Raw genomic sequence first — 24,332 nt, 5'->3', positions numbered from 1 at the left:
CGGGCCGGCCTTGTATCACCCCCGTGCGACTTGTGAGAGGATGAGGGCGACGTGGCATGTCCGAGTCGATGTCAATTGGTAGTCGATGCGAGCGTAGCTAGTGTCTGTCATAAAACCTCGAGGCGGCGTAATTTTACAGCTTGAGAGGGCGAAACGTTAGTGTGAAGATTGTTGGCGACCCGCCTTCAACACCACGATGAGGGGCGAATTTGCAGTGTTTTCAGATGACTGCGCGTACCTTCAGCCAGGAGGGTGTCGTTGATCAACTCTGCGTTGTGTCTTTGACCTAATTAGGCCGCTGCACGTACTGTCTTTGCCGCTGCAGCGTCGGGGTTTTCTGCCGCGATCAATAGCCGGCCAAGCACCTGCAGGTTCCGCCCCAGCACGGCTAGGCCAAGATAGCGTTTGAAACCAACTTCACTGCGGTCACGACAACGTTTCAATCCGTTGCCCCGCTGCAACGCACCGACCGCGGATTCGATTCCTGCGTGACGGTGTCGACGTCGGCGCGAGTCGTCTGACTCGTTGGCAACTTCGGTTGCAAAGTTTTGAGAGTTCCGCGATGGACAACTGACGTTGCCAACGATCGGCAACAAGGCTTTAACGTTCGCCGCGCTGTGAAAGCCACGATCAAGCGAAAGTTCTTCAAGCTTACCTTGGTGACGCTGCTGGGCGATCTTCGTTTGCTCAACCACGACACTGCCGTCGGTTTCATCACGATCCATCAGATAGTAATGGCTGATGAAGCCCGCACCGTCCTCAAAGATCATTGCCAGTCGTCCATACTGAATCGGCTCGCCTGCTTTGCCACGTTGGTAGAGTTGCGTATGAGTTTCGAAAAGGCTGAACAGCTTCTCGCTGTTGGGAACGCTCTCGCCCAGCACCACTCGGCGATGCGCGGTATCACGAACCTGTTGGGTCAAACTGGCCCAACCCGTGAGTTCCTCAAGCCGAATGTGCAGCGAGAGAGGCAATGCGTTTTTCGCTGCCTTTTCCAGTGTTTTGACTCTTTGGAGGATCAAGTCTACACGCGCTATCAGGCTATAGTAGAGCGATTCGATCGCCTCCTTCTTTTTGACGATACGACTGGCAGAGAGCTGATTAATTTGTCGATGAAGCTTTTTGATCGTCTTTAACAAGTGAGCGGACTGACGCCACCGAGGAAGACTGATTTCGTCAGCAAGGGTGCGGGCCAGCGGGATGATCTTCCGCATCCCGTCGTACATCAAGCTGCTTTCGGTTGGGTAATGAATATTCGTTTCGATCACGAACGAGTCGGCGCGAGCCGATCCTACTGCATCGCCATGGAACTGTTGTCCGTGTCGAACAATGATGTGGTTGATCTTCTCAATTGTCTCAGGCTTGATCAGACAACACGAATTGCGAATACGGCGAAAGTCGAAATTCGGGTCTTGCTCCCAATCGTCAACACCGAGGATCGTACGGAGATTGTGATGGTTCTCGGCTTGGTCTTGGACTTTGTCGTAGTCGAAATTGCAATTCATTCTGAGCACTGCCAGCACGAGAATTTGCCAATCATCGAAACCGGGTCTGCCGGTATCGCGGCGCGAGAGCTCACTGACATCTTGCGCGATTAAGTTGGTAAGGCTTCTTCGCAGCGGACCGTCGAGATAGACATGACGCAGGGCAGCGAGAACGGGTATAATTTCGTCACGACAATTCAGATTCAATTGCAACTGCGCGATGGGGGTTGCTGCGAACCGCATCTGAGGTTCATAACTCTTTCGCATCTCGACCACTCCTTGAAGATTTGTGATGAAATTGGTTTTTCCTAACTGTTTCAACACTCGAACCGGTCAAACGGTTCAGTCTTCAAGGAGCTTTTTTCTAAATAACCCCGTAAAACACGGGATCATTCTGTTTGATGACAGACACTAGCTACCGTCGCGTTCGCGGTGGATCCACGCTCTGGCGAGCTTAGCTACGACAGTTATTATTCCGACGGTCCTAAATTCTGTACGCTCAAGGGTTTTTCAGCAAGCGAGATGAACTCAAACACTTCGATTGACGCTCCTGTTGCTCCCCTCGATCGGCGTCGTGCCCAGCACACCGGTTTGCCATGGGCGTGGTGTAATTTGTGGCGGAATCCGTTTGGTGAGTTGACGCGAGAAGAGCGGGCCGAGTTGGCCGTTGTCGATGTCGCGACACTTGCCTCGCATGTGAATCACCCGAGAACAGCACTGCAATTGATTGGCGAGTGTGGTCGCGGCAAGACGACGCGGATGTTGGCACTGCTGCGTCATTTTCCCGACGCATCTTACGTTTATCTCGACGAAGATTTGCCGTGTGGTGCGATCGCCGAAGGTGTTCCGCTGATGATCGACGAGGCTCAGCGGTTAACGCGAAAGGTGATGCATCGGATCTTCGCCACGGGATTGCCGTTGGTGTTGGCGACGCATCGCGATTTGACACGTCCGCTGAAAAAAGCGGGGTACGATGTCACAACCTATCGGATAGGTGATACAAATAACGCACAATTGGTAGCCGATTCGGCAAATCGCCGAATCGAGGCGTCTCGATTAGGGCCGGGGCCGATCCCAACGTTGTCGCGGCACGATGCCGACATGTTAGTGTCGCGGTTTGGCAGCGATATCCGCGGCATCGAAGGTTACCTCTACGAGCAAGTTCAACACCAGGTGTACAGCGATGGCGAAATGCGATTTGTCGATTGAGTTAGCCGAGGATGCCAACTTTCTGTACGAAGGAGGTGGCACCGTCCGTGGCAAGGTTCGCGTGAACGTCGACCAGGACGTGAAGTGCAGCGGATTGGTGGTCGAGTCGGTTTGGAAAACGCATGGACGTGGCAACGTTACCGCGGGGACGTTCGCCAGCGAGACGCTGTTCCAGGGCGAATGGGTCGCTGGCCAAGTCGTCGAGTATCCGTTTGAATTGCCCGTGGGCGATTGGCCGCCGAGTTACCACGGGCACTATCTAAACGTCGATCATTACATTGACGCTCGTGTGAAAATTCCTTGGGGCTTCGACCCGAAAGCGTCCGAGCCGATTTTGATGCGTCCGACGTGTGGACCGGAGGCGGCGGTGACGAAAAAAGCCCCGAGTCGGTCCGTCTTTGCCGGGATTTTTATCGGCGTGTTTATGATGATCTGGTGTTCGGGTTTCATGTTCTTCATGGTTCAGAACCCCTTTTCGCTCATCTGTGTTGGCATCTTTCCCGTTCTGTTCGCCGTCGGCTATGCCGTTAAGGTCTGGTTGCCAAAGTATCTGTTAGGCGAAGTGGTCTACGAAGTCTCGCCCACTGTGGTCGCTCCTGGGGACCAAGTCACGGGCGAGCTTGTACTTCGCCCTCGCAAAAACGTCAGTGTCAATGCCATCACATTGAACTTCGAGGCTCGCGAGGTTTGCATTAGCGGAAGCGGTAGTAACAAGACAACGCATAAACATGTTTTCTTTGAGCAGACGACCGAGCTGCAATCGGCGACCACATTGGCAGCGGGCCAAGAACGTCGCTTTCCGATTTCGGTCACGTTACCCGAGGATGCGCCTTACACACTCGATCTGCCGAGCAACGATTTGATCTGGGCGACAACGCTTCGCATCGACATCCCTCGTTGGCCCGATTGGTCCAAGGAAATTGCACTGCAAGTGTTGCCATCGGGCAAGCCGTTGGAGCGACCTAGCAGAACAATCGGTGGTGCGTCCTCTGACCTTGATTCGGATGCCACTGCGGCGGGTGGGATCACGTTCGCCGAGACCGCCAACCATCTTTGGTCGATCCGCGACGATTCCGAGCAACTTGCAACGCTGGTCGATGCCGTGACGGGGCTATCGTTTCGCATCGAAGCGTTCGTCGAGCGGCGGTTGCTTTACGCGGGCGACGAAGATCCGCATTTGTTCAAAGACGGTTACGCAGTATGGGCCCACTACGGCGAGCCCCCGTTGCCGATGGTGTTGTACGTCCCGCATCAATTGGCCGACGAGTTCGAGCAGATTGGACGCGATCGCTGGGTAGGCCAGGGGACGATCGTCGGCTGGGATGATCGCCATCGACGGCTGCAAATCAAACTCGACGCCAAATAAGTCTCGGTTACTCTTCCAGCCGTTCCGATCGCCGACGTCAATTTCACCGTAGCGAAAGTGTTTAGCGATTGGCTAGTCACGAAGTGACGACAAGTAATAGCCCCGGACGTCAGTCCGGGGTTTGGGAAAACAATGCGATGCAAGTCGCAACGCGACGACAGGAAACACAGATGTACGCGCGAATGCACTAATGGGAACGGGCGTCTGCCGTCGCTTCGCGACTTGGGGTGAGTTTGGGGGCGACGTCGCCCCCGGACTCGCGTCCGGGGCTATCAACTGCCGTCGCTATCGCGACTGAGAAGCGAAGCAAAACTTGCGTAACCTTAACTTCCACGCAGTTTTAAATTTTTTGACAGACCAGCGCAAGCCACGCGTCTAGTTCGAACATTTTACTCGCTACTGCCGACGATTCCGCACCGCGGCCCTCCCCGAAAATCTCGCTGAAGGCTCGGTTTTCGACCGTCCCAGCGTTGCTGGGCGGGTGAAGCAAGTGTTTGCGAAAACTGCTGGGCGCACCTTTGCCCCGGTGCCTCACGGCCCCTTCAGAGCACATCTTTCCCACGCGACCATCCCCCGCCGGGTAGAATAGAAAGATCCGAGTCCGACAACGTCGATCTACCTATTCCCCGAAGCTCGCGACGGAAAAACGTTCCATCGCTGTTCCGCTTATCCGTACAAGAACCCTTTCTTTTCTTGGAGAAATCCGATGCAAGCGACTCTAAAGTTCGTGTTACCGCTGGCGATTCTAATTGGCTTTAGCCAGCAAATGATCCCCGTCGTCCATGCCCAAGGTGTCACGATCACGATTGAAAAAGACAAGGATAAAAAGTCGGACTCCAAAAAGAAGGCACCGTTTTCGGGAACACGGCCTTCGGTCGATGTGGCGATTTTGCTCGACACTTCCAATTCGATGGACGGATTGATCGGTCAAGCCAAAAGTCAGCTTTGGAACATTGTCCAAGAATTCGCCAAAGCCAAAAAGAGAGGCAAAACGCCACTGCTTCGCGTCGCGGTGTTTGAGTACGGCAATTCGGGATTGCCCGCTAGCGAAGATTACATTCGCCAAGTTGTTAAGCTGACCGATGATCTGGACAAGGTTTCCGAAGCACTGTTCGCGCTCCGCACCAACGGGGGCGACGAGTACTGTGGCGCGGTGATTAAGGAAGCGGTCAAGCGACTTGATTGGAGCAGCGAACCGAACGCCTACAAAGCGATCTTCATCGCCGGTAACGAACCGTTCACGCAAGGATCGGTCGATTATCGATCGGCTTGTAAAAAGGCGATTGGTGCTGGCGTTGTCGTCAACACCATCCACTGTGGCGACTATCAACAAGGGATCAACGGCAAGTGGAAAGACGGTGCCGATCTGGCCGAAGGCGAGTATTTGAACATCAATCAGGATGAGAAAGTGGTGCACATCAAGGCACCGCAAGACACGATCATTATTAGACTCAATAATGAATTAAACAAAACGTATCTTTGGTATGGATCCAAGAACAAACGAGACAGTTACGAAAAAAACCAGGCGGCGCAAGATTTCAATGCCAGTGGTTTTGGCGGGCTCAGCATTCGTGCCGCTACCAAATCCAGTTCACTGTATCGCAACGTCGGACGTGATTTAGTCGATACTTACGAAGAAGACAAGGATGCGATTGCCAAGATTGACGTCGAAGATTTACCGGCGGAATTGCAGTCACTTTCGCCCGCCGAGCGGCTCAAACGAGTCGAGGCAATGTCGAAACGTCGTGCGGAAATCAAGGCCAAAATGGCTGCCGTGAACAAAGAGCGTCAAGCTTATGTTGCGGCCGAGCAATCCAAGTTAGCGGAGCCATCTGAGGAGGCAACATTCGGAGACGCCTTCTCCGGAACCGTTCAAAAGCAACTGGAAGCCTCCGGTTTTGAACTCGAGAAATAGAAGACTTTCCGAAATAGCAGGCTGCCCGCCAGCGTGCCCCGTCCCGTAGCGAAACTCGCCAAGAGTTTCGTCCACCCCTAACCGCCTGGCATCACCGTGCACTAGAGCAATTTGAGAAATGACGTAGGTTAAAAAAATAGCTGCGTTCGCCAGAACGTGGTCCACCGTCTGGCGACGGTAGCTACATCAAAGATGAAAATGCCCTTGCCGGCTTGTCCGGCAGGAACGAGTGTTGTGAATTGACCAACCTACTCAAAGCTCTGACCACGAAGCGTAGTCAACCGATGAAGAATGGCAGAATTGGAATCACCAAAGTGGAACTGGTCGTTGGTGTCGTTTGTGCATTAATCCTGTTGTTTCTATTGATCCCTACGATCAATGGACCTCGTCCGCCACATCGCCGTAATCAGTGTTCGACGAATCTCAAAAACTTTGCGTTGGCGGCGATTCAGCATGAGGTGTCAAGGAATGCGTTTCCAGGCTACGCGATCTCCTTCGGCTTTTATGATCCCGACAACTCACCCGCGAGTTGGACTGACCAAGAAGGATGGACTGCGACATCGGTGAAGCATCGCAAGCTGGGAACATGGGCGGTTGCGTTGCTCCCATGGCTTGACGCCCAACCGACGTATGAAATTTGGGCGGATGACCGGTACCCGGTTGTGTTTGGTGGCTTTAATGCATTGCCACTTTCGGATGGTCAATCAGGACTTGGATTTTCGGCGATCGCTACACCTAACCTGCAGATCTTTCAGTGCCCGTCGCGACCATTGGATGATATCACTCACGGAAGAAACAGCTACGCCTGCAACACCGGCATGTTTTATCGTGGATCGGAGGCCACTGAATTTGCCCGCTCGATGCGGACTGCCAATGGAGTGTTCAACAACAAGTTTCCTGGGCTCGACGCACAGGGTAGCCCAGTGTCAGTGGGGCCTCCCGTACGTTTGGATGATATAAAAGATGGACACAGCAATACGATTCTGTTTGCCGAGAATTTGCAGGCGATGCCATGGCATCGAGCTGGCTTCATTGAAGCGAACGATCTGAAGCTGGAGGATCAAGAAGCCGAAATTCACTACCCGGAAACCAGTCGATACGTTCATGGAATTGTTTGGCACTTCGAATACAACGAGGGTGCAGCGGATGCACCGAAGGTAAATCCGGCGCATCGAATCAACGGCGTGTCGGAAAGAGCGAGTTTGGTCGATTTGAGAATGACGCGAGAAAACGCGGGTGACCTGGCCCGCCCGTCTTCAGCCCATGTCGATGGCGTCAACGTGAGCATGGCCGATGGAAGTACTCGCTTCATCACCGACACGATCGACTACCGCGTCTATCAAGCGTTGCTAACGCCGAGCGGGACCGAAAGCGATGTGCCACAGTCTGATTTTGTCTTGAGCGAAGGATCGTATTGATCAGCTGAGGGGCAAACACGACATCCACATTTCCCCTGATGCTCCCGAAAAACCCGCGTTTGCGGAGATTTTCGCTCTACAATGAAGGAATCTCCATGAGCCAAGAAAAAGCGAAGCCGCGACTTTTTTCTTGTTAACCTTTTCTCGGACACGGCATTTATTGGTATGCACACACCCAATTCTCACTCTGCCGACGAAGCCACGTTTGTGGGACAGCTGACCGAATGTCAGCTGCCACTGATGCTGTACGTCCGTGCATTGATGCCGGGGGATCATGCGGCGAGTGATGTGATTCAGCAAACCAATACCAAGATTTGGGAAAAGCGGGCCGATTTCGAGCCCGGAACCAATTTCAAGGCCTGGGCCTTCGCGATCGCCCGCTTCGAAGTCCTGAATCATCGCAAACAGCAAGCCCGAGACGCCCGCTTGCGATTCTCGGACGAGCTAGAAGTCACCGTGGCGGACGAATTGGTCGCTCTGGATGATGATCTGTTGCAGCGACATGCGGCGCTGCGGGAATGTATGAAGTCGCTTAAACCCGAGAGTCGTGAACTGTTGATGTGTCGTTACGCGTCGTCGGAACCGTTGGCTGAGTTTTCAAAACGCGTTGGTCGATCGGTGGGCGGCATCAAAGTGACGCTGCATCGGCTCCGTAGCAAGTTGGCGGATTGTATTGAACAGCGGCTCGTGACTTCAGGAGAAATGGAATGACACCTGACCAACGCTCCACCTTGCTCGATTCACTTCTGGATGGTGACATCAGCGAATCCGATTTCCTCAGGATCGAAGCCGAGCTGATTGTCGATCCGGAGGTACGACAGGAATATTACCGGCGACTGCAATTAGATTTGCTGCTGGAACGTGAAGCCGCCGAGTCGCTGTTGGACCCATCAGCGCATCCGATGCCTGTGGCCGAGCGAGTTGCGGCGGAGCATGCTGCTGCCCAGCAATTCAAGTCAGGCCGGATGTTGTTGTTGGTGGGGACTCTGCTTGCTGTCGCGGCAAGCTTGCTGATTGCGGTGCCGCTGATTCAAGGAGTCGGAGGCCAGGACGATGCTGTCGCGGCAAATGAAGCGGCACCACGAAGCCCTGCTATTGAAGAGCCATCGGCGAGCGGGTTTGCTATTTTGAGCGGCCAAAGCGAAGCCGTTTGGGAAGGAGCCACTGTCGGAAGCGGTGGCTTACTGCCCGAGGGCGATTTGCATTTAAAGTCCGGCTTGGTGCACTTGGAATTGTTCAGCGGTGTGCAAGTTGTGATTCAAGGCGAGGCTATTTTCTCGATCGATTCACCGATGCAAATCAGTATGACCCGGGGGCGTGCACGGGCTCAGGTGCCTAATGCAGCACACGGTTTTCGTATCAAGACCGCGGCGGGCGAAGTCGTTGACTTGGGCACCGAGTTTGCTGTCGATGTGACGCATGATCGCTCAAGTGTTCAGGTGGTCGATGGCGAAGTCGAGTTGCGCCCTCAAGGGGGCGGATCGGACGCGGACTCACTTCGTCTATTGGAGGGCGAGTCGGTTGATCTGATGTCCGATGGACAGGTTTCGCAAACCCAATCCGTGGATCTAAATTTAGTTGGCCCGGTCGCGTTTCAAAAAGAACTTGCCGAGTCGCAATCGGGTCGTTTGCAGCGGTGGCAAGCCGCCAGCGATCAAATGCAAACCGATCCTCGGTTGATTGCCCATTATCAAGTCGATCCGGATGCGGAGTGGTCGCGGCAATTGCTGAACCTTGCTTCCGGACGCGGCGACGTTGCATCCGATGGCGCGGTGGTTGCCGCCGAACGGGCAACCGACCGCTGGGGACGCAGTGGGGGTGCATTGGATTTCAGTCGTACCGGCAGTCGTGTTCGTTTGGATGTTCCGGGCACTTACCGAGGTTTGACTCTGTTTTGCTGGGTCAAAATTAACAGCCTGGACCGCTGGTACAACTCGCTGTTTTTGACCGACGGTCATGAAGTTCGCGAGCCGCACTGGCAAATCATGCAGGACGGCAGGATGTTCTTTTCAGTCAAGGCACCGCCCGCGGATCCGCAAGCAAAGCAAGAATTTACGCACAAAATCTACTATTCCGAGCCGATTTGGGACACCTCGCTCAGTGGCCGCTGGGTCATGTTGGCGACCGTCTATGACGTGGATGCCCAGCGAGTCGCTCACTATTTAAACGGAACGGAAATTAGCAGTGAGGCGATTCCCTCCGAATCGCTGGCAGAAACAATCGAGATCGGCGCGGCATCCATTTGTAATTGGAGCCAGCCGATGTATCGCACCGATGCCACGTTTGTGGTGCGGAATCTGAATGGTGTGATGGACGAATTTGCAATGTTCTCTGGAGCATTGTCGCAGCAAGAAATTAGTGAAATTTATAAGGTGGGAGATCCCTATTGATGTGTGACATGATCCGTAGCATTCGAATCGTTCCTTTGCTGGTCGCGGCGCTAGTAACTAGCACCGTGTTTACTAGCACCGTGTTTACTAGCACCGTGCTGGCCGACGAAGCGGCCGAGCGTGAATTCACCTTGAAGGTGTTACCGCTGCTGAAAGACAAATGTCTTGGCTGTCATGGCGCGGATGCGGATGACATCAAAGGCGAGTTTAGTGTGCTGACACTCGCGGATATGTTGCGCGGCGGCGAATCCGAAGAACCATCGGTTGTTCCGGGCAAACCGGACGAAGGGACACTGATTGATGCGATCACGTGGACCACGCTGGAGATGCCGCCTAAAGAAAATGACCGTTTGACGGAAGCACAAGTTGCGGTCGTTCGCCGCTGGGTCGAAAACGGAGCACCTTGGCCTGATGAGGCGGCTCAGACGCGTTATCGCGATGAAGAACGCCAGCAACGTGTGACCGACGAAGGCACTATCGTGACCACCAGTGGCGGTACATCGAGCGAGTGGACTCATCGTCGCTACAAACCCGAAGACCTCTGGTCGTTCGAACCACTGAAAGACAAAAACGACCTGTTGCCCGCGTCCGTGGATGCATCCGAGGCGATTGACTATTTCGTCGACAAGAAACTGGTCGAAGCGGACTTGAAGCCGGCTAGCGATGCGAGTCCAGAAGACTTGGTTCGTCGTGCGACCTTGGATTTGACCGGATTGCTGCCAACGCCCGAAGAAGTCGATGCGTTTGTTGCGGTTTGGAATACCGATTCGCAAGCGGCTTGGTCCGAGTTGGTGGATCGATTGCTTGCGAGTCCTGCGTACGGCGAGCACTGGGCCCGCCATTGGTTGGACGTGACTCGCTATGCCGATACCGGAGGGATGGCGAACGATTTTGAACGATCCAATATGTGGCGTTATCGTGACTATGTGATTCGAGCGTTTAACAACGATAAACCGTACGACGAATTCGTGGTCGAGCAGATCGCTGGCGATGAACTTGCCGACGAGTCGGTGCGAGCTCGCAGCAAAGGTAACGAAGGAGCGGTGAAAAAGGCCCAGCTCAAAGGTGACTACACGCCTGAGGAGGCCGAGTGGATCGTCGCCACTGGTTTTTTACGGCTGGGACCTTGGGACAACGCGATGATCGAAGCGGACGAGGCTCGTCAAATTTTTCTAGACGATCTCGTCAATGTCGCCGGTCAAACGTTCTTGTCCACCACGATGCGATGTTGCAAATGCCACGATCACAAATTTGATCCGCTTCCGACGCGTGATTATTACCGCATGTATTCGGCGTTTGCAGCGACGCACATGGCCGAGCGGAATGTGCCACTTTTGGATATCGAAAATCGCGAGCAGTTCGATGAAGGTCGTGAGCATGTTCAGAAGATGCTCGATTTTGCAGTTTCCGAAAAGACAAAATTGGTGAACAAACGCGAAGCCGCGGCTCGCAAGTGGTTCGACGAGCACAATTTGCCGTACAAGAATGAAAATCAGCGAAAGGATCTGCCAGACGAAGAGAAGCCTGAGCGGCACGTCGGCCTGGATCACGTCGAGCAAGGTCAGCTGAAAGTTCGTGAGCAAGATGAGTGGATTTGGACTCGCCGACTCGAACGTTACGAACCGATGGCGCAAAGCGTTTACAACGCCGAGTTTGGCAAGTTGGCTTGGAACGGGGCTCGCAAATTGCGAATCACTCCGGACAAGAAAAAGGAATCGCTCGTTAATCACATTTTGGTCGGCGGAGCACTGACGGCACTGGGCGATCAAGTCGCACCAGGCGTGTTGAGTGCGGTGTCGGTACCAGTCGATCCAAAGGCCGAAGATCCTTATTTGCTGACCGATTCCGTCGATGGTCGACGATTGGGACTGGCTCGCTGGATCGCACACCCTGAGAACGCATTGGCGCAGCGATCGATCGTCAATCGTATTTGGCAGTACCATTTTGGTGTCGGGTTGGCCGCAAATGCAAACAACTTCGGCGGCAAGGGAGCGAAGCCTTCGCATCCTGAGTTGCTCGATTACCTTGCCAGCGACTTTATCGAGAACGGCTGGACGATCAAGCGGATGCATCGCAACATCATGATGTCTGACGCGTACAAACGTTCTACGATTCCTGTGGACGCAGAACGGATCGCCGAAACGGATCCTGACAACAAATTGCTCTCCTATTTCCCACGACGCCGTTTAAGTGCCGAGGAACTGCGAGATTCGATCCTGTTGATCACCGGCGAGTTACAGCAGTGTGAGGGTGGATTGCCGATCAGTCCCGAGATCAACATGGAAGTGGCGCTGCAACCGCGAATGATCCAATTCTCGTTGGCTCCGTCGTACCAACCATCGCGGACCCCCGAGTTGCGGAACCGCCGGACGATCTATGCCTACCATGTGCGTGGATTGGCTGATCCGTTTACCGAACTGTTCAACCAGCCGAATCCGAACGATTCATGCGAGTTGCGGGAGACGGCTTCGGTGACACCACAAGTCTTCACGCTGCTCAACAGTGACACGATGACCGATCGTTCGGTGGCGTTGGCACTGCGATTGGAACAGGAATGCAAGACGCTGTCCGAACAGATCGACCGTGCGTTTCGCTTGACATTGGGGCGTCATGCGACCGCCGATGAACAGCAACAGTTGTCGCGTTATGTCAAAGACATGCATGCGTACCATCAATCGGTTGATCCCGAGCCGGTGGAATATCCGACGGTCATCACTCAGTCGTTGGTTGAAGAGTTCTCAGGCCAACCGTTCCAGTATGAAGAGATCTTGCCGATCTTTGAACGCTATGAACGCGACAAAAAAGCTGCGGATGTATCGGATCAAACCCGTGCGTTGGCCGACATGTGTCTGTTGTTACTGAACACCAATGAATTCATGTACGTCGACTAAGTGGGATAGGCTTCTAGCCTGTCATTCCATCATTCCCATTCGCGAACGCCATCACCTGGCTCATCGCCCCGATTCATTTCCTTTCGAAGAGTTAATGCCATGTTAAACGAAAACCGACGATCTTTTCTGTACGGTCTTGGGGCAACCTTGGGTACCGTCGCCATGACCGATTTGATGGCAAGCGAAGCGGTGAAAGCGGCGCCCGCGGGCCCGCTCGCACCGAAGCCACCGATGCATCCGGCCAAAGCCAAGAACGTCATCATGTTGTTCATGGAAGGCGGCCCAGGGCATATGGACACCTTTGATCCCAAGCCCGAATTGACTCGATTGCACAAATCGGAATCCAAGTTGGCGGCGGGGCAAGAAACAGGATTCAAGTTCTTTGTCGGCAGCCCTTTTGGGTTCAACAAGGTTGGCGATAACGGGATCGACATGTGCGATCAGTGGAAATATCTTTCCGACCCGTACGTGGCCAATGAGTTGTGTAACTATCGCGGTTGCCAAGCCGAATCGCTGAACCATCCCGAGGCTCTGTTCCACATGAACACGGGCAGCCGTTTGGGAGGCGACCCGGCTCTGGGGGCTTGGTCCACTTACGGACTGGGCAGTGAGAACCAGAATTTGCCGGGCTACGTGGTGATGACCGAAATGGCGTTGCCGCAAGGCGGACCGGGCAACTGGAGCAACGGATTCCTGCCGCCTTACTACCAAGGCACTCGGTTGCGACCTCAGGGGTCACCGATCTTGGACCTGGCTCCGCAGCAATTCAAGACACGCGAGCATCAACGGCGAGCGCTCGACGAATTGGCCCGGCTGAATGCTCAGCATTTGACGTCGTTGGGAGCCGAAGACGAGAAGCTGAACGCACGGATGGAAAGCTACGAGTTGGCGTTCCGGATGCAGACTGACGTGCCTGGCGTGATCGATCTGGCAAAAGAAGATGCGAAGACGCTGGAGATGTACGGATTGAATGATTCGGAAACCGAGACATTCGGTCGTCAATGTTTGATGGCGCGTCGCTTGGTCGAAAGCGGTGTTCGCTTTGTGCAAATCTTTAGCGGCGGATGGGACAGCCACGATTATCTCGAGCGTGGTCACACCGCACGAATTAAGAGTGTCGACAAGGGAATGGCCGCATTGATCCGCGATCTGAAGCAACGTGGAATGTTAGAAGATACGTTGGTGATTTGGACCGGCGAATTTGGACGTACACCGGATAACAACAAACGCGGCGGCGTCTATTCGCTTGGTCGCGGTCACAACAATCAAGCGATGACGATGTTGATGGCGGGCGGCGGCGTCAAACCAGGCGTGGTGGGGGCGACGGATGAACTCGGTTCGTCCGCGGTGGAATGTGTTCATCCGATCCGCGACTTCCACGTGACGTTGTTGCACTTGTTGGGACTCGATGACAACAAACTGACCTACTTTCACGGTGGCCGCTATAAACAGCTCAGCCAGTTCGGCGCCGAAGTGATCCACGACCTGATCGCATAGTCGTTGATCGCTCCAAAATGTGGGATAGGCTTCTAGCCTGTCATCAGCATCCTCGACAGGCTGGAAGCCTATCCCACATTGCAAAATCTGTAGTATTGCAATCAACGTCCCCCGCGATCCAAACGTCGACCCGCAAACGATCGGCGGCGCTCTCTACGTGGACGCCTGATGACTTGCAGCTTGCATCGTCGTCTGTCGATTCCGTTTGACCAAATTGATAATGCCTGCCGTCAGCGAGCGTTCTTCGGTCAAGCGGTAAGGTGAATTCGCGGGCAGCGACTTCATCAACCGGTGATGTGCCTGCGGCAATGCATGATAGGGCAGCGAGGGAAACAGATGGTGCAGCGCGTGGAAGCGTGTTCCCACAGGGCCCCAAAGTTCGGTGATCCACGCGTTGTGCGGATAGTTCACCGAATCGAGCAGCTGATCCAAAAACTCCATCTCTTCGCCATTGTTGGACCAGCGGTGCGATCCAATCGTGCGTACCGAATTCAGGAAGATGATGCACACCGACAACAGATAGGCATTGATCAGGAACGGCGTCGGCCACTGGCCCACCGCCAATGGAGCAATCACGATGATCACAAGGCTCCACAGAAAACAGCCAAGCTCTTGGATGTAGATGATTTTCAGCGTCTTCTTCGTCGGCAGCGGGCGGATATAGGTCGGATCCATCACCATTGACGAAGCATGTTGATGGACAAATGCCCGAAAACCGGGAATGACCCAGGCCAGCGGAGTGAGCACGAGAAAGCGAATGACGGCCACGATCGGGATGACGAAGCACCACGAAAGGTAGAACAGAATCTGCCACCCTCGTTGATGTTCAAGTGGCAAGTATTCGCCATCGTGATCGGTGCCATAGTGTTTGCGGCGATGATGATCGATGTGCGTGTAGTAGACGAATGACGGAATCAAGAACGGAATGCCGCAGAGCAGATTCCACACAATCCGGAACCATTTCAGCCGTTCGTTGGTGCGTTGATGGACCACTTCATGGATGAACAACGACGCGCGGTAGAACAGCAGGACCGAGGCAAAGAAGAAAAACGTTTGCTGAAATGTGCCTTGAAAACCTTGGTGGCGCCCGTAAATCGGGCCACCGTAAACTTGAGTGAGGCAGAGGGCCCCCGCTGCATAGGTGAGCAGAAAGTCGGTCCAATAGATCCAAGCCTGTGGCCGAAAAAGGTCACCGATCAGATGACGGCTTTCGGTATATGAGAATTCAGAGGATCTCGTTGTGTTGGTTGACATGATTGAGACTAAGTTGATTGGTGGGGACACGCTGCTCGTTATTTTGGTTCCTTCGCGTTTCTCTTTGCCCATTAGAGGGCATGCCTCACGTCGCCTGCAGTTGGGGAGCTGTCGATTGAATCGAAATGCAAATCGCAGTGGTGAGCCGTGGGCCGTAACGCACGCAATACGCAGGACCCGGCCGCTCACGCGTCACGGCTCACACAAACGGTTCTTAAGGGGTTTGAAATGAGAGCGGAGCCCTAACTGGGACACGTCCGCCGATGTTCCATCTTTATTTTATTTCGGCTGTGGATAGGTGCAAGTTAAAGCGAATCCGTAAGGCTGGCGTGCTTCTACCCGCGGGGGCGGAGAGATTAGCCAACACGAGACGATAATGATTGCCGATGGTGTGCAATAAGTGGGCCAATTATTAAGACTTATGGGGCCGAGTCATCATCACAAAGAGGATGACAATCGCGACCGCGACCGCCAGAGTTAGCGTGGTCAGCACGCTCGCCGATAGCTCGAGGTTCATCGCGGTAATTCCAATTGCGGCCAAACCCGCAAGCCCCACGGCAGTGAGTGCTTCGCCGGCGATTACTCCGGACGAGAACAAGATGCCGCGGTGCAATACACGGTCATGTTCGGCGGGAGGTGTGTCACGTGTGCACAGCTTGGCGATGATGCCACCGATCAGAATTGGCGTGGCCAGTCCAAACGGCAAGTACATGCCGACAGCGATAGGCATTAAGTGGGCACGATGTTTCGTTCGTCGTTTCATGATTTCATCGATGATTAAAATCACGATGCCCACTCCGGCACCGACGCCGATCAAGTTCCACGGCAGCTCCCCTTCGCCCGCGAACCCACGCGCCAGACTGGCAAACAAGCTCGCTTGCGGGGCTGATAACTTTTCGCCGCCAATTCCGCCGGGCGTATTGTTGTGCAGCAGCGTCAACACCGGTGCCATCACAAACGCAGCAACACTGACGCCACCGATTTGCATAATTTGTTGCCGAAACGGAGCGGCGCCCACGATTGAGCCCGTTTTCAGGTCGTTGCAAACATCGCCGCTGGTACATGCGACGCAACAAACCACAGCGGCGATCCCCAGCGTCGCGACCATGCCTTGGGTGCCCGAGTAATTGAACAACCACAGCAATCCGCCCGCCGCCAGTACCGCGGTGATCGTCATTCCCGAGACCGGGCTGTTAGAATTGCCGACCAGCCCCACGATGTAGCTGGCGACGGCAGTGAAAAAGAAGCCCATCATTAACATCACGAGGGTAGAAAGCGTTGTGACGCCAACGTCTCCGGTGAAGCGATAGTTTAAAATCGCCAGCATGATGGTGCAAGCGATCCCGAGCGTCAGGATCAACCCCGATGGAATGTCGCGTTCGCTCTCGCTGCGTAGAGGAGTCTGTCCGCGAAGTCCTTGCGAAAGCTCTCGTACTGCAGCAATCAATCCGGCTCGTACTGCAAACAGCGAACTGATTCCGCCGACCACCATCGCGCCGACGCCGACGTAACGAATCTCGCTGCTCCAAATCGTCCATGCACCATCGATGGGATCTACATATTCACTTGCACCGCCAAGCAGTGGGATGCCAATCAACCACCCCAATGTGCCGCCGATGAAGATCAAGATTGCGACGTGCAAGCGAACAATAAAGCCGACCGCGACCAGCATTGGTGACAAGTCGCCTCCGAAATAAAAGATGCGATCGCCGGCTGTTTTGGCTATTTGCAATGAATCTTGAACGATCCCCAGAAAGCCCGCGGCGACTTTGAACGCGGCACCGACAATTCCGCCGATGATCAATCCCGTTGCAGCATCATGTTGGTCATTGTTATCGCCTTCGCCCGCTTCTAAGACCGCTGCGCACGCGACGCCTTCGGGGAACGGCAGTTCGGGATTATTGGCGACAAAGACGCGTCGCATCGGAATCATGAACAGAATTCCCAGCAGCCCGCCGGTCAGCGCGACCATCGAAACGGTCCAGAAATCAAACGACTGCCAATACCCGATCAAGATCATCGCAGGCATCGTGAAGATGATACCAGCAGCGAGTGATTCGCCTGCCGAGGCACACGTTTGGACTTGGTTGGCCTCGAGCACCGTGGATTGACGAAACAGCAGCCGGAACAACAACATCGCCATCACCGCAGCGGGGATCGATGCGGAAACGGTCATGCCGGCCTTCAATCCGACATACACGTTCGCGGCTCCCATCACGACCGACAGCAGCAGTCCTAGCACGATCACTCGCAGCGTCAATTCGCCGCCCCCGAAAGATCCGTCTGTGGGGGTGGCGGGGGGCATGCCGGGTTTAGATGTGCTCGGATCGTTCATCGATTTTTCTTCTTCGCAGTTTTGAATTTGTGATTTGGGGCTTCTTCGCCCACACACCAGTTCGCGTCAGCTAAAGTAAGGGGCGTCGGAATTTGGAATTTGGATTCCTACCGGCCTTTCATCCCACCGATCGTAACCGCTTTCGCCTCACGGTTTCCTCGCCTCACGGTTCCCTTCACCCTATGAATACACTGCACCCAGTTCTGTTGTCGTGTCTCGCTGTCCTGATGACGTTCGCGTCTGCGGCGGCTCAGTCGCCCCAAGCCAACCGTCCCAATGTGATGGTGTTTCTTGTTGACGATATGGGAGTGATGGATACATCGGTGCCATTTTTAACGGACGCCGATGGGAATCCCAAACGTTATCCACTAAACGACTATTACCGCACCCCCGCGATGCAGCGGTTGGCGGATCAAGGCATTCGTTTTAACCAGTTCTGTGCAATGAGTGTTTGCTCGCCGACACGAAATTCGATCATGACCGGACAAAATGCCGCTCGCCATCGTGCAACGAACTGGATCAATCCCGAAAAGGATAACGCCGGGCCGCACGGAGCACCGGATTGGAATTGGGAAGGTCTGAAAGGAGAAGACGTCACGCTCCCCGGCGTCTTGAGTGATTGTGGTTATCGCACGATTCATGTCGGCAAAGCACACTTTGGGCCAGAAGATCATGAAGGTGCCGAACCGCTGAATCTTGGGTTCGACGTGAACGTGGCGGGTGCCGCCTTTGGCGCACCCGGAAGCTATTACGGCGAAAAGAACTATGGTCACGGAACCAAGCGTGCCAATCACGCCGTGCCGCACTTAGAAAAATATCACGGCAGCGACACGTTCTTAAGCGAGGCGTTGACGATCGAAGCCAAAAAGCAGGTCACCGCAACGGTGCAAAGTGGCGAGCCGTTCTATCTGTACTTTGCTCACTACGCTGTGCATGCTCCGTTCGATTCGGACCCACGTTTTGCCGATCATTACAAGGACTCGGACAAGCCGAAGAACGCACAAGCTTTTGCGACGCTGATCGAAGGCATGGACAAGTCGCTCGGCGATATGCTTGATCACTTAGAAGAACTCGGTGTTGCCGAAAACACGCTGGTCCTTTTTCTCGGTGACAACGGTTCCGACGCTCCGCTTGGACATCAGCACCAAGTCGCTTGTGCCGCGCCACTGCGAGGCAAAAAGGGAGCTCACTACGAAGGCGGTATGCGAGTTCCCTTTATCGCCGCCTGGGCGAAACCCGATGCGGAAAACGCTTTGCAAAGCAAGCTTCCGATTCCCGCCGGGGCGATTCAAAATCAAATCGCTGCGGTGCAAGATCTGTTTCCGACCATCACAGAGCTTACCGGGTGTGACGTTCCTTCAGACTACGTGGTCGATGGAGAGCCGTTGCAAACGCTGCTAACAGGAAAGTCGGACTCGGAACGTCCGAAAACATTTTTGATGCATTATCCTCACGGACCGCATCGCAGCAATTACTTCACTACTTGGCGTGATGGCGATTGGAAGGTGATTTATCACACCTTGCCCGAGGAAAAGACCACTGGGGGATTCATCCAGTTTGAAGGCGGACACCACGAACTATTCAATTTGAAAGATGATCCCTTCGAATCGACCAATCTCGCTGATTCTCATCCGCAAGTGCTCCGGCGGATGATGCTCGGACTGATCGCTGAACTCGAGAAACACAACGCAGTCTATCCCGTGGACGATGCCGGAAACGAGCTCCGCCCGCAGTTGCCGTAAACGGTCAAGGCAACAACAAGTCCCGTAGTGGACGAGGCTACGAGTCCCTCAGCAACAAGCTACGTAGTGGACGAGGCTACGAGTCCCATAGCAATAAGCTACGTAGTGGACAAGGCTACGAGTCCCCAAGGCTACGAGTCCCATAGCGAAACGCGATTTCTCGTGATTCTTGGACTCGTAGCCTCGTCCACTACCAAAGTATTGTTCGTAAAACCGTGAGTTGTTGTTTTCGGGTTTTTTATCATCCAAGCAATCTAGGAAAAGAGATGCGTCGTTTCATTCTTTCCATCTTCGGTCTGCTTTTTATCTCTGTGTCGGTCGCTGCTAGCGAACCAGTGGTTTTTGTCTCGGCGTTTAAATCAGGCGATGAAGGGGCTATCCATGCCTTTCGCTTTGATACACAAACGGGAGCATTAAAACCGCTGAATCAAACCACTGGCATTGGCCAACCGTTCTTCATGGCACTCTCGCCCGATGGGAATTTCTTGTACGCCATTGATACGGATCAATTCGGTGGCGACGAGGATGAATCGATTGCGGCCTACGCTGTCGAAGGAGAGACGGGAAAGTTAACGCGTTTGAACCGACAATCGGCGCGCGGTACCGCGTCCTGCTATCTCGACGTGGACGCCAGCGGAAAATTGGTGGTGGTCGCTAACTATGCATCCGGTAGTGTCGCTGCATTGCCGGTACGCGAGGATGGATCGCTCGAGGAAGCCGCCTCGTTTATCCAACACGAAGGATCCAGCGTGGACCCCAAACGTCAGAAGGGACCATTCGCACACAGCATCGTGATCAGTCCCGACAACCGCTTTGCGCTGGCGGCCGACTTGGGACTCGACAAAGTGCTGATCTATCGACTTGATGCGGCCAACGGAAAACTGGTCGCAAACGACGTGCAACCGTTCGCTAGCTTGCCAGCTGGTTCGGGACCTCGCCACCTGACCTTCGATCCGAGCGGTCAACGAGTGTACGTCATTAACGAGTTGACGAACACGGTGACCTTCTTCAACTATGCCACGGAATCGGGCACGCTAACGCCGCAGCAAACGATCTCCACATTGCCTGAGGATTTCTCGGGTACGAGCTATTGCGCCGATTTGAAGATCACGCCGGATGGCCAGTTTTTGTACGGTACCAATCGTGGGCACGACAGCATCGCGATCTATCGCATTGGTTCGGATGGCAGGTTGAGTCTGGTCGGTATTGAACCCAGTTTCGGTGGCGGTCCTCAGAATTTGTTGGTCACCCCCGACGGGCGCTGGTTACTCTGTGCGAACATGACCGGGAACAACGTGAGGGTGTTTCGAATCGATTCAAAGACCGGTGGATTGACCGCCAACGGAGATCCGATTTCGATCTCAATGCCGGCGTGTATACGTTGGTTGCCGGCAAATTAAAGAATTCAACACGTAGTTGAATGTGATTGATAATCACAACCCGACGCGTAAGTTTTGAAGTTGCGTTTTTCAGCCACGCCAGTGACGGCAGCATGTAGCCTGGGGCGAAAGCCCCAGGAAAACGAAGAAAGAATGATACAAAGCCCCGGAGGGGCGACAGAAAGCGAAATGGTTATCAGAACAGTAGATCAGTGCGTTATACCGAATGGCCTGTCCCAGCAGGTTAACGACCTTTAAAGATGAGTATCCAAGCAATGAAGTCTAAAACAATCGCGAATTCGCTTTCTTCTTCGACGCGGCGGCAATTTCTCGCCACCGCCACTGCGGTGACCGCTGGCGGTTTGGTTCTGCCTAGCAGCGAATTGCACGCGGCATCGTCCGACATCCGCTCCACCGATCACTTTTGGTATCGGCTTGCCCCGGAAGGCCCGTACATCGATTCCCAGCGTGGGAACAAGGCGTTTGGCTTCGGGCTCGGCAAAATTTATCTGTCCGAAGATAATGGTAAAACATGGCCACATGAGACGGTGTTTCGCAATGCGGATAACATCACGTTCAGTTGCATTCTCGGTAATGGAAATATTCTCTTTGCCACGCGAACGAAGCTTTATCTCAGTACCGATAATCTGAAGACACACAAACAGATCATCGTCAAAGATCTTGATGGCAGTGATTACATTCCGCACACGCCATTGGATCCGAACGCTCCAGGATGGTATTTCCATCCGCTCGATGGCGAGCATACGTGGGACGTAGGCGGGACGGAAATGTTGGTGTGGGGCAATTATTGCAACGTCCTCGGCGGCGCGGTTCCCGTCAATATTTATTACTCGACCGACCAAGGTGAAACGGTCAAAATTGCCTACGCGTTTGGGAAAAATCCAACCTTTCAACAACCGGGATCCAAAGCAGAGGATCGGTTGGGCAACCCAGACAATCCGGTGGTGGCTCGGCACATTCACTCGGTCGCCTATAACCCGGTCGAAAATGCATTTTACGCCTGCACCGGCGACCACGACCGCGACGACGTGCACGAGTGTCATTGGTTGCGTGGCACCTATGACGCGGCAAATGATTCTTGGAATTGGAAGGTTCTCGTCTCGGTGAATTCCAACTCGCGTTTCAAGTCGGGTGGCATTAACTTCGTCGACGGTCGGCTCTATTGGGCTGCCGACGCGAATGGAAACAACGGCACGATGCCTCATGATCGTGGCCTTTTCCACTGCGATCCCGCCGACATTGCCAATGTGGAAAAGCACACGATGATGTTCAATCCGAAATATGAGTCGGCGAACATGATCATCGAAGACGACGTGATTTTGTCGGCGCATTACGCGCTGGCTTCGCCGTATGACACCGGGTTCATCGTTTCAACGGACATGGGCAAGTCATGGGCTCAGTACGACTTGAAGGAATTCGGGAAACGCTCGCCCACACGTTTTCATAAAAAGAATAGTGAGGGATGGTTCCGAGTCGATCTGCGAAAGGGATGGATCGAGCGTGGCGAAGTGTTGTTCATTAAACCCAAAACGTAATCGAGTTGAACTGACATATCGAAAGCAGCGACTCCGCAGTGGGTGGGGTCGCGTTACGTTGCGATTGATAAGGAAAATAACGTCTGGGCATCGAATGTTTCTTAACGCAGAGGCCGCTGAGACGCAGAGGGCCGCAGAGAAAGAAATGGCTGTAGGCAAGGGCAGGATTTCGTCTCTCCACGGTGACCGTGTCATTCTTGCCACGCACTTTGTTCCGACTGTATGTTAAAAGATCGCTATTCAGTCAAGTTGTTCACGATTCGCTGGACACCATCGACCAATTTCAGTTCGTGAAAATTGATGATCAGTCCCAGGTGGACCTTGCGGAGTCGCAAGTAAGTTAAGAGTGCCTGCTTATCGATCGGAGTGACAGTCTGTTTGGCTTTGTTATCGACGATGATTTTTCCTTCGACAATCAAATCCAGTTTTAATGGAGTTGCGAGAATCACTTTTTTGTATCGAATCGGAACTCTCTGCTGTCTTCCAAATAAAAGCCCTGCTTCGCTGAGTTCATAGCAAAGTGCTTCTTCGTATGCCGATTCGAGCAAGCCGGGGCCAAGTTCTTTGTGGACTTCGATCGCACAACCGATGATTGCATGAGATATTTCGTTCTCGTGCTTATCACGCCAAAGTTCGCTTTGCTGGCTAATGTCATACTCTTCATCACCTTCAGCAATTGAAAGTGAGTCGCCCTCGCTATTTCTCTCGTTGATTCGCTGAAGCAGCGCGTTGATGAACGGAATATCATTGGGGTCAATAGCGAAATCGGCTTCTGATTGTTGAATCCGATTTACCTTATCAGGTTTAGGTTTGAGTAAGTGAAGGATCTCAGCGAGCTGGTGTTCCATTAACTCAAGTCGTTCTTCCGTATTCATCTGATCCTCCGAACGTATGTCTTTGGTGCAGAAATATGCAATTGCGATTTCGCATTTGCACTTGGCTTGTATGATCATTTTAACGCACTGAATACAGAAGCCTGCCGATGCCGAGGTTTGGCGTACCGCTATTTTTCGTTGGTGTCGGATTTGAGTATTCTTCTAAAATGTGCCATATCCGCGCGTCCTCTGCGAATCTCTGCGTCTCCGCGTCCTCTGCGTTAATTCTTTTCAACCGAGCATTTCTCCGTCGCAAAGGTTAGGAGGGATGAGGCGAGACTGATTTCGATAGCGTTTCTTGAATTCTCGCAGGTTGATGGATGGTTCGTGGTTGCGATAGCATGGGCGGATGGAGATTGCTGCCCTGCGAAACGATGACCCGACTTGGTTTCCCCCCTTGGATGCTGCGATTTGCGCCGACGGGGTCGATGGGTTGCTCGCGGTCGGCGGTGATCTTAGTAGCGAGCGTTTGCGCTCGGCGTATCGCCACGCCATCTTTCCCTGGTATGACGAAGAGGGGCCGATCCTGTGGTGGTCGCCGGATCCGCGTGCGGTCATCTTTTCCGACGCGATCTACGTCTCTAAAAGTATGGCACGGCTGATCCGTCGCCAAACGTTTCGCGTGACTTGGAACCAAGCGTTCGAGCAAGTCGTTCGCCAATGTGCGATGCCTCGCAACGGCAATCCCGGCACCTGGATCTTGCCTGAAATGATCGAAGCGTATCTGCAATTGCATCTCAGCGGGGATGCCCAGTCGTGTGAGATCTGGAGCGGCGAAACGCTGGTCGGAGGCATTTACGGCGTCACGATCGGCAATGTTTTCTGCGGCGAATCAATGTTCCATCGTCAACCCAATGCGTCCAAGTTGGCACTGATCTCCGTCGCACAAAGTGAGCGATTCGACGTGATCGATTGTCAATTCCCAAGTGAGCATCTTTTGTCGATGGGGGCCGAAATGATTTCTCGCGACGCGTTTGTTCGTTTGGTAAAGGAGGCGCTGGGCAAGTGAGCCGTGAATCAG

16 protein-coding genes are annotated in these 24,332 nt (G+C 53.8%); 12 read left to right on the top strand and 4 right to left on the bottom strand.

The window, feature by feature from the left end; genetic code table 11:
- Positions 1-290 precede the first annotated feature (290 nt).
- Positions 291-1,808, bottom strand: coding sequence for an ISNCY family transposase (locus tag SH528x_RS34485; protein WP_442507952.1), 1,518 nt, complete (start codon positions 1,806-1,808; stop codon positions 291-293).
- Between the two features lie 198 nt (positions 1,809-2,006).
- On the opposite strand from SH528x_RS34485, the gene SH528x_RS34480 reads away from it, so the two are divergent.
- From SH528x_RS34480 to SH528x_RS34445, 8 genes are all read left to right on the top strand, one after another.
- On the top strand, positions 2,007-2,693 hold the full coding sequence (locus tag SH528x_RS34480; RefSeq protein ID WP_442507951.1) for a hypothetical protein: 687 nt from the start codon (positions 2,007-2,009) through the stop codon (positions 2,691-2,693).
- Positions 2,668-4,059, top strand: coding sequence for a sporulation protein (locus tag SH528x_RS34475; RefSeq protein ID WP_442507950.1), 1,392 nt, complete (start codon positions 2,668-2,670; stop codon positions 4,057-4,059). The genes SH528x_RS34480 and SH528x_RS34475 overlap by 26 nt, the downstream gene beginning before the upstream one ends.
- 706 nt (positions 4,060-4,765) lie before the next feature.
- Positions 4,766-5,974 (top strand): vWA domain-containing protein, encoded by a 1,209-nt coding sequence (locus tag SH528x_RS34470; protein WP_442507949.1) that lies wholly within the window; start codon positions 4,766-4,768, stop codon positions 5,972-5,974.
- A 284-nt stretch (positions 5,975-6,258) separates the two neighbouring features.
- Entirely contained in the window at positions 6,259-7,392 is a 1,134-nt protein-coding gene (locus tag SH528x_RS34465; protein WP_442507948.1) for a DUF1559 domain-containing protein, read from the top strand.
- Between the two features lie 165 nt (positions 7,393-7,557).
- Positions 7,558-8,103, top strand: coding sequence for a sigma-70 family RNA polymerase sigma factor (locus SH528x_RS34460; RefSeq protein WP_442507947.1), 546 nt, complete (start codon positions 7,558-7,560; stop codon positions 8,101-8,103).
- Positions 8,100-9,782 carry a LamG-like jellyroll fold domain-containing protein gene (locus SH528x_RS34455; RefSeq protein WP_442507946.1) on the top strand — a complete coding sequence of 561 codons (1,683 nt, stop codon included), beginning with the start codon at positions 8,100-8,102 and terminating at the stop codon, positions 9,780-9,782. The genes SH528x_RS34460 and SH528x_RS34455 overlap by 4 nt, the downstream gene beginning before the upstream one ends.
- Before the next feature lie 8 nt (positions 9,783-9,790).
- Positions 9,791-12,673 carry a PSD1 and planctomycete cytochrome C domain-containing protein gene (locus tag SH528x_RS34450; protein WP_442507945.1) on the top strand — a complete coding sequence of 961 codons (2,883 nt, stop codon included), beginning with the start codon at positions 9,791-9,793 and terminating at the stop codon, positions 12,671-12,673.
- 99 nt (positions 12,674-12,772) lie between these two features.
- Complete coding sequence (locus SH528x_RS34445) at positions 12,773-14,170, top strand: DUF1501 domain-containing protein (protein ID WP_442507944.1); 1,398 nt, start codon at positions 12,773-12,775, stop codon at positions 14,168-14,170.
- A 153-nt stretch (positions 14,171-14,323) separates the two neighbouring features.
- Here SH528x_RS34445 and SH528x_RS34440 read toward each other — a convergent pair whose 3' ends face one another.
- Entirely contained in the window at positions 14,324-15,424 is a 1,101-nt protein-coding gene (locus SH528x_RS34440; RefSeq protein ID WP_442507943.1) for a fatty acid desaturase family protein, read from the bottom strand.
- Between the two features lie 412 nt (positions 15,425-15,836).
- Positions 15,837-17,759: an OPT family oligopeptide transporter gene (locus SH528x_RS34435; protein WP_442507942.1), complete on the bottom strand. Its 1,923-nt coding sequence runs from the start codon at positions 17,757-17,759 to the stop codon at positions 15,837-15,839.
- A 182-nt stretch (positions 17,760-17,941) separates the two neighbouring features.
- On the opposite strand from SH528x_RS34435, the gene SH528x_RS34430 reads away from it, so the two are divergent.
- The 3 genes from SH528x_RS34430 (at position 17,942) to SH528x_RS34420 (ending at position 22,436) form a co-directional block, all read left to right on the top strand.
- Positions 17,942-19,501 (top strand): sulfatase-like hydrolase/transferase, encoded by a 1,560-nt coding sequence (locus tag SH528x_RS34430; RefSeq protein WP_442507941.1) that lies wholly within the window; start codon positions 17,942-17,944, stop codon positions 19,499-19,501.
- Between the two features lie 266 nt (positions 19,502-19,767).
- A complete protein-coding gene (locus SH528x_RS34425; protein ID WP_442507940.1) occupies positions 19,768-20,901 on the top strand; it encodes a lactonase family protein in 1,134 nt (377 codons plus the stop codon).
- Positions 20,902-21,155: 254 nt separating this feature from the next.
- Positions 21,156-22,436: a hypothetical protein gene (locus SH528x_RS34420; RefSeq protein WP_442507939.1), complete on the top strand. Its 1,281-nt coding sequence runs from the start codon at positions 21,156-21,158 to the stop codon at positions 22,434-22,436.
- 236 nt (positions 22,437-22,672) lie between these two features.
- Here SH528x_RS34420 and SH528x_RS34415 read toward each other — a convergent pair whose 3' ends face one another.
- Positions 22,673-23,311 carry a GxxExxY protein gene (locus SH528x_RS34415; RefSeq protein ID WP_442507938.1) on the bottom strand — a complete coding sequence of 213 codons (639 nt, stop codon included), beginning with the start codon at positions 23,309-23,311 and terminating at the stop codon, positions 22,673-22,675.
- 349 nt (positions 23,312-23,660) lie between these two features.
- Between SH528x_RS34415 and aat the strand changes: the two genes are divergently transcribed.
- A complete protein-coding gene (gene aat / locus SH528x_RS34410) occupies positions 23,661-24,320 on the top strand; it encodes a leucyl/phenylalanyl-tRNA--protein transferase (protein WP_442507937.1) in 660 nt (219 codons plus the stop codon).
- The last annotated feature ends 12 nt before the right edge of the window (positions 24,321-24,332 follow it).

Source organism: Novipirellula methanifontis, from assembly GCF_052161655.1.
In the GTDB taxonomy this organism is placed as follows: domain Bacteria; phylum Planctomycetota; class Planctomycetia; order Pirellulales; family Pirellulaceae; genus Novipirellula.
This window is presented reverse-complemented; position numbering and strand designations above follow the sequence as displayed.

Bases quoted from the DNA above. Each gene is read 5' to 3' on its own strand.
- SH528x_RS34480 (WP_442507951.1), top strand. From the start codon at position 2,007: ATGAACTCAAACACTTCGATTGACGCTCCTGTTGCTCCCCTCGATCGG.
- SH528x_RS34475 (WP_442507950.1), top strand. From the start codon at position 2,668: ATGGCGAAATGCGATTTGTCGATTGAGTTAGCCGAGGATGCCAACTTT.
- SH528x_RS34470 (WP_442507949.1), top strand. From the start codon at position 4,766: ATGCAAGCGACTCTAAAGTTCGTGTTACCGCTGGCGATTCTAATTGGC.
- SH528x_RS34465 (WP_442507948.1), top strand. From the start codon at position 6,259: ATGAAGAATGGCAGAATTGGAATCACCAAAGTGGAACTGGTCGTTGGT.
- SH528x_RS34460 (WP_442507947.1), top strand. From the start codon at position 7,558: ATGCACACACCCAATTCTCACTCTGCCGACGAAGCCACGTTTGTGGGA.
- SH528x_RS34455 (WP_442507946.1), top strand. From the start codon at position 8,100: ATGACACCTGACCAACGCTCCACCTTGCTCGATTCACTTCTGGATGGT.
- SH528x_RS34450 (WP_442507945.1), top strand. From the start codon at position 9,791: ATGATCCGTAGCATTCGAATCGTTCCTTTGCTGGTCGCGGCGCTAGTA.
- SH528x_RS34445 (WP_442507944.1), top strand. From the start codon at position 12,773: ATGTTAAACGAAAACCGACGATCTTTTCTGTACGGTCTTGGGGCAACC.
- SH528x_RS34440 (WP_442507943.1), bottom strand. From the start codon at position 15,424: ATGTCAACCAACACAACGAGATCCTCTGAATTCTCATATACCGAAAGC.
- SH528x_RS34435 (WP_442507942.1), bottom strand. From the start codon at position 17,759: ATGAACGATCCGAGCACATCTAAACCCGGCATGCCCCCCGCCACCCCC.
- SH528x_RS34430 (WP_442507941.1), top strand. From the start codon at position 17,942: ATGAATACACTGCACCCAGTTCTGTTGTCGTGTCTCGCTGTCCTGATG.
- SH528x_RS34425 (WP_442507940.1), top strand. From the start codon at position 19,768: ATGCGTCGTTTCATTCTTTCCATCTTCGGTCTGCTTTTTATCTCTGTG.
- SH528x_RS34420 (WP_442507939.1), top strand. From the start codon at position 21,156: ATGAAGTCTAAAACAATCGCGAATTCGCTTTCTTCTTCGACGCGGCGG.
- SH528x_RS34415 (WP_442507938.1), bottom strand. From the start codon at position 23,311: ATGAATACGGAAGAACGACTTGAGTTAATGGAACACCAGCTCGCTGAG.
- aat (WP_442507937.1), top strand. From the start codon at position 23,661: ATGGAGATTGCTGCCCTGCGAAACGATGACCCGACTTGGTTTCCCCCC.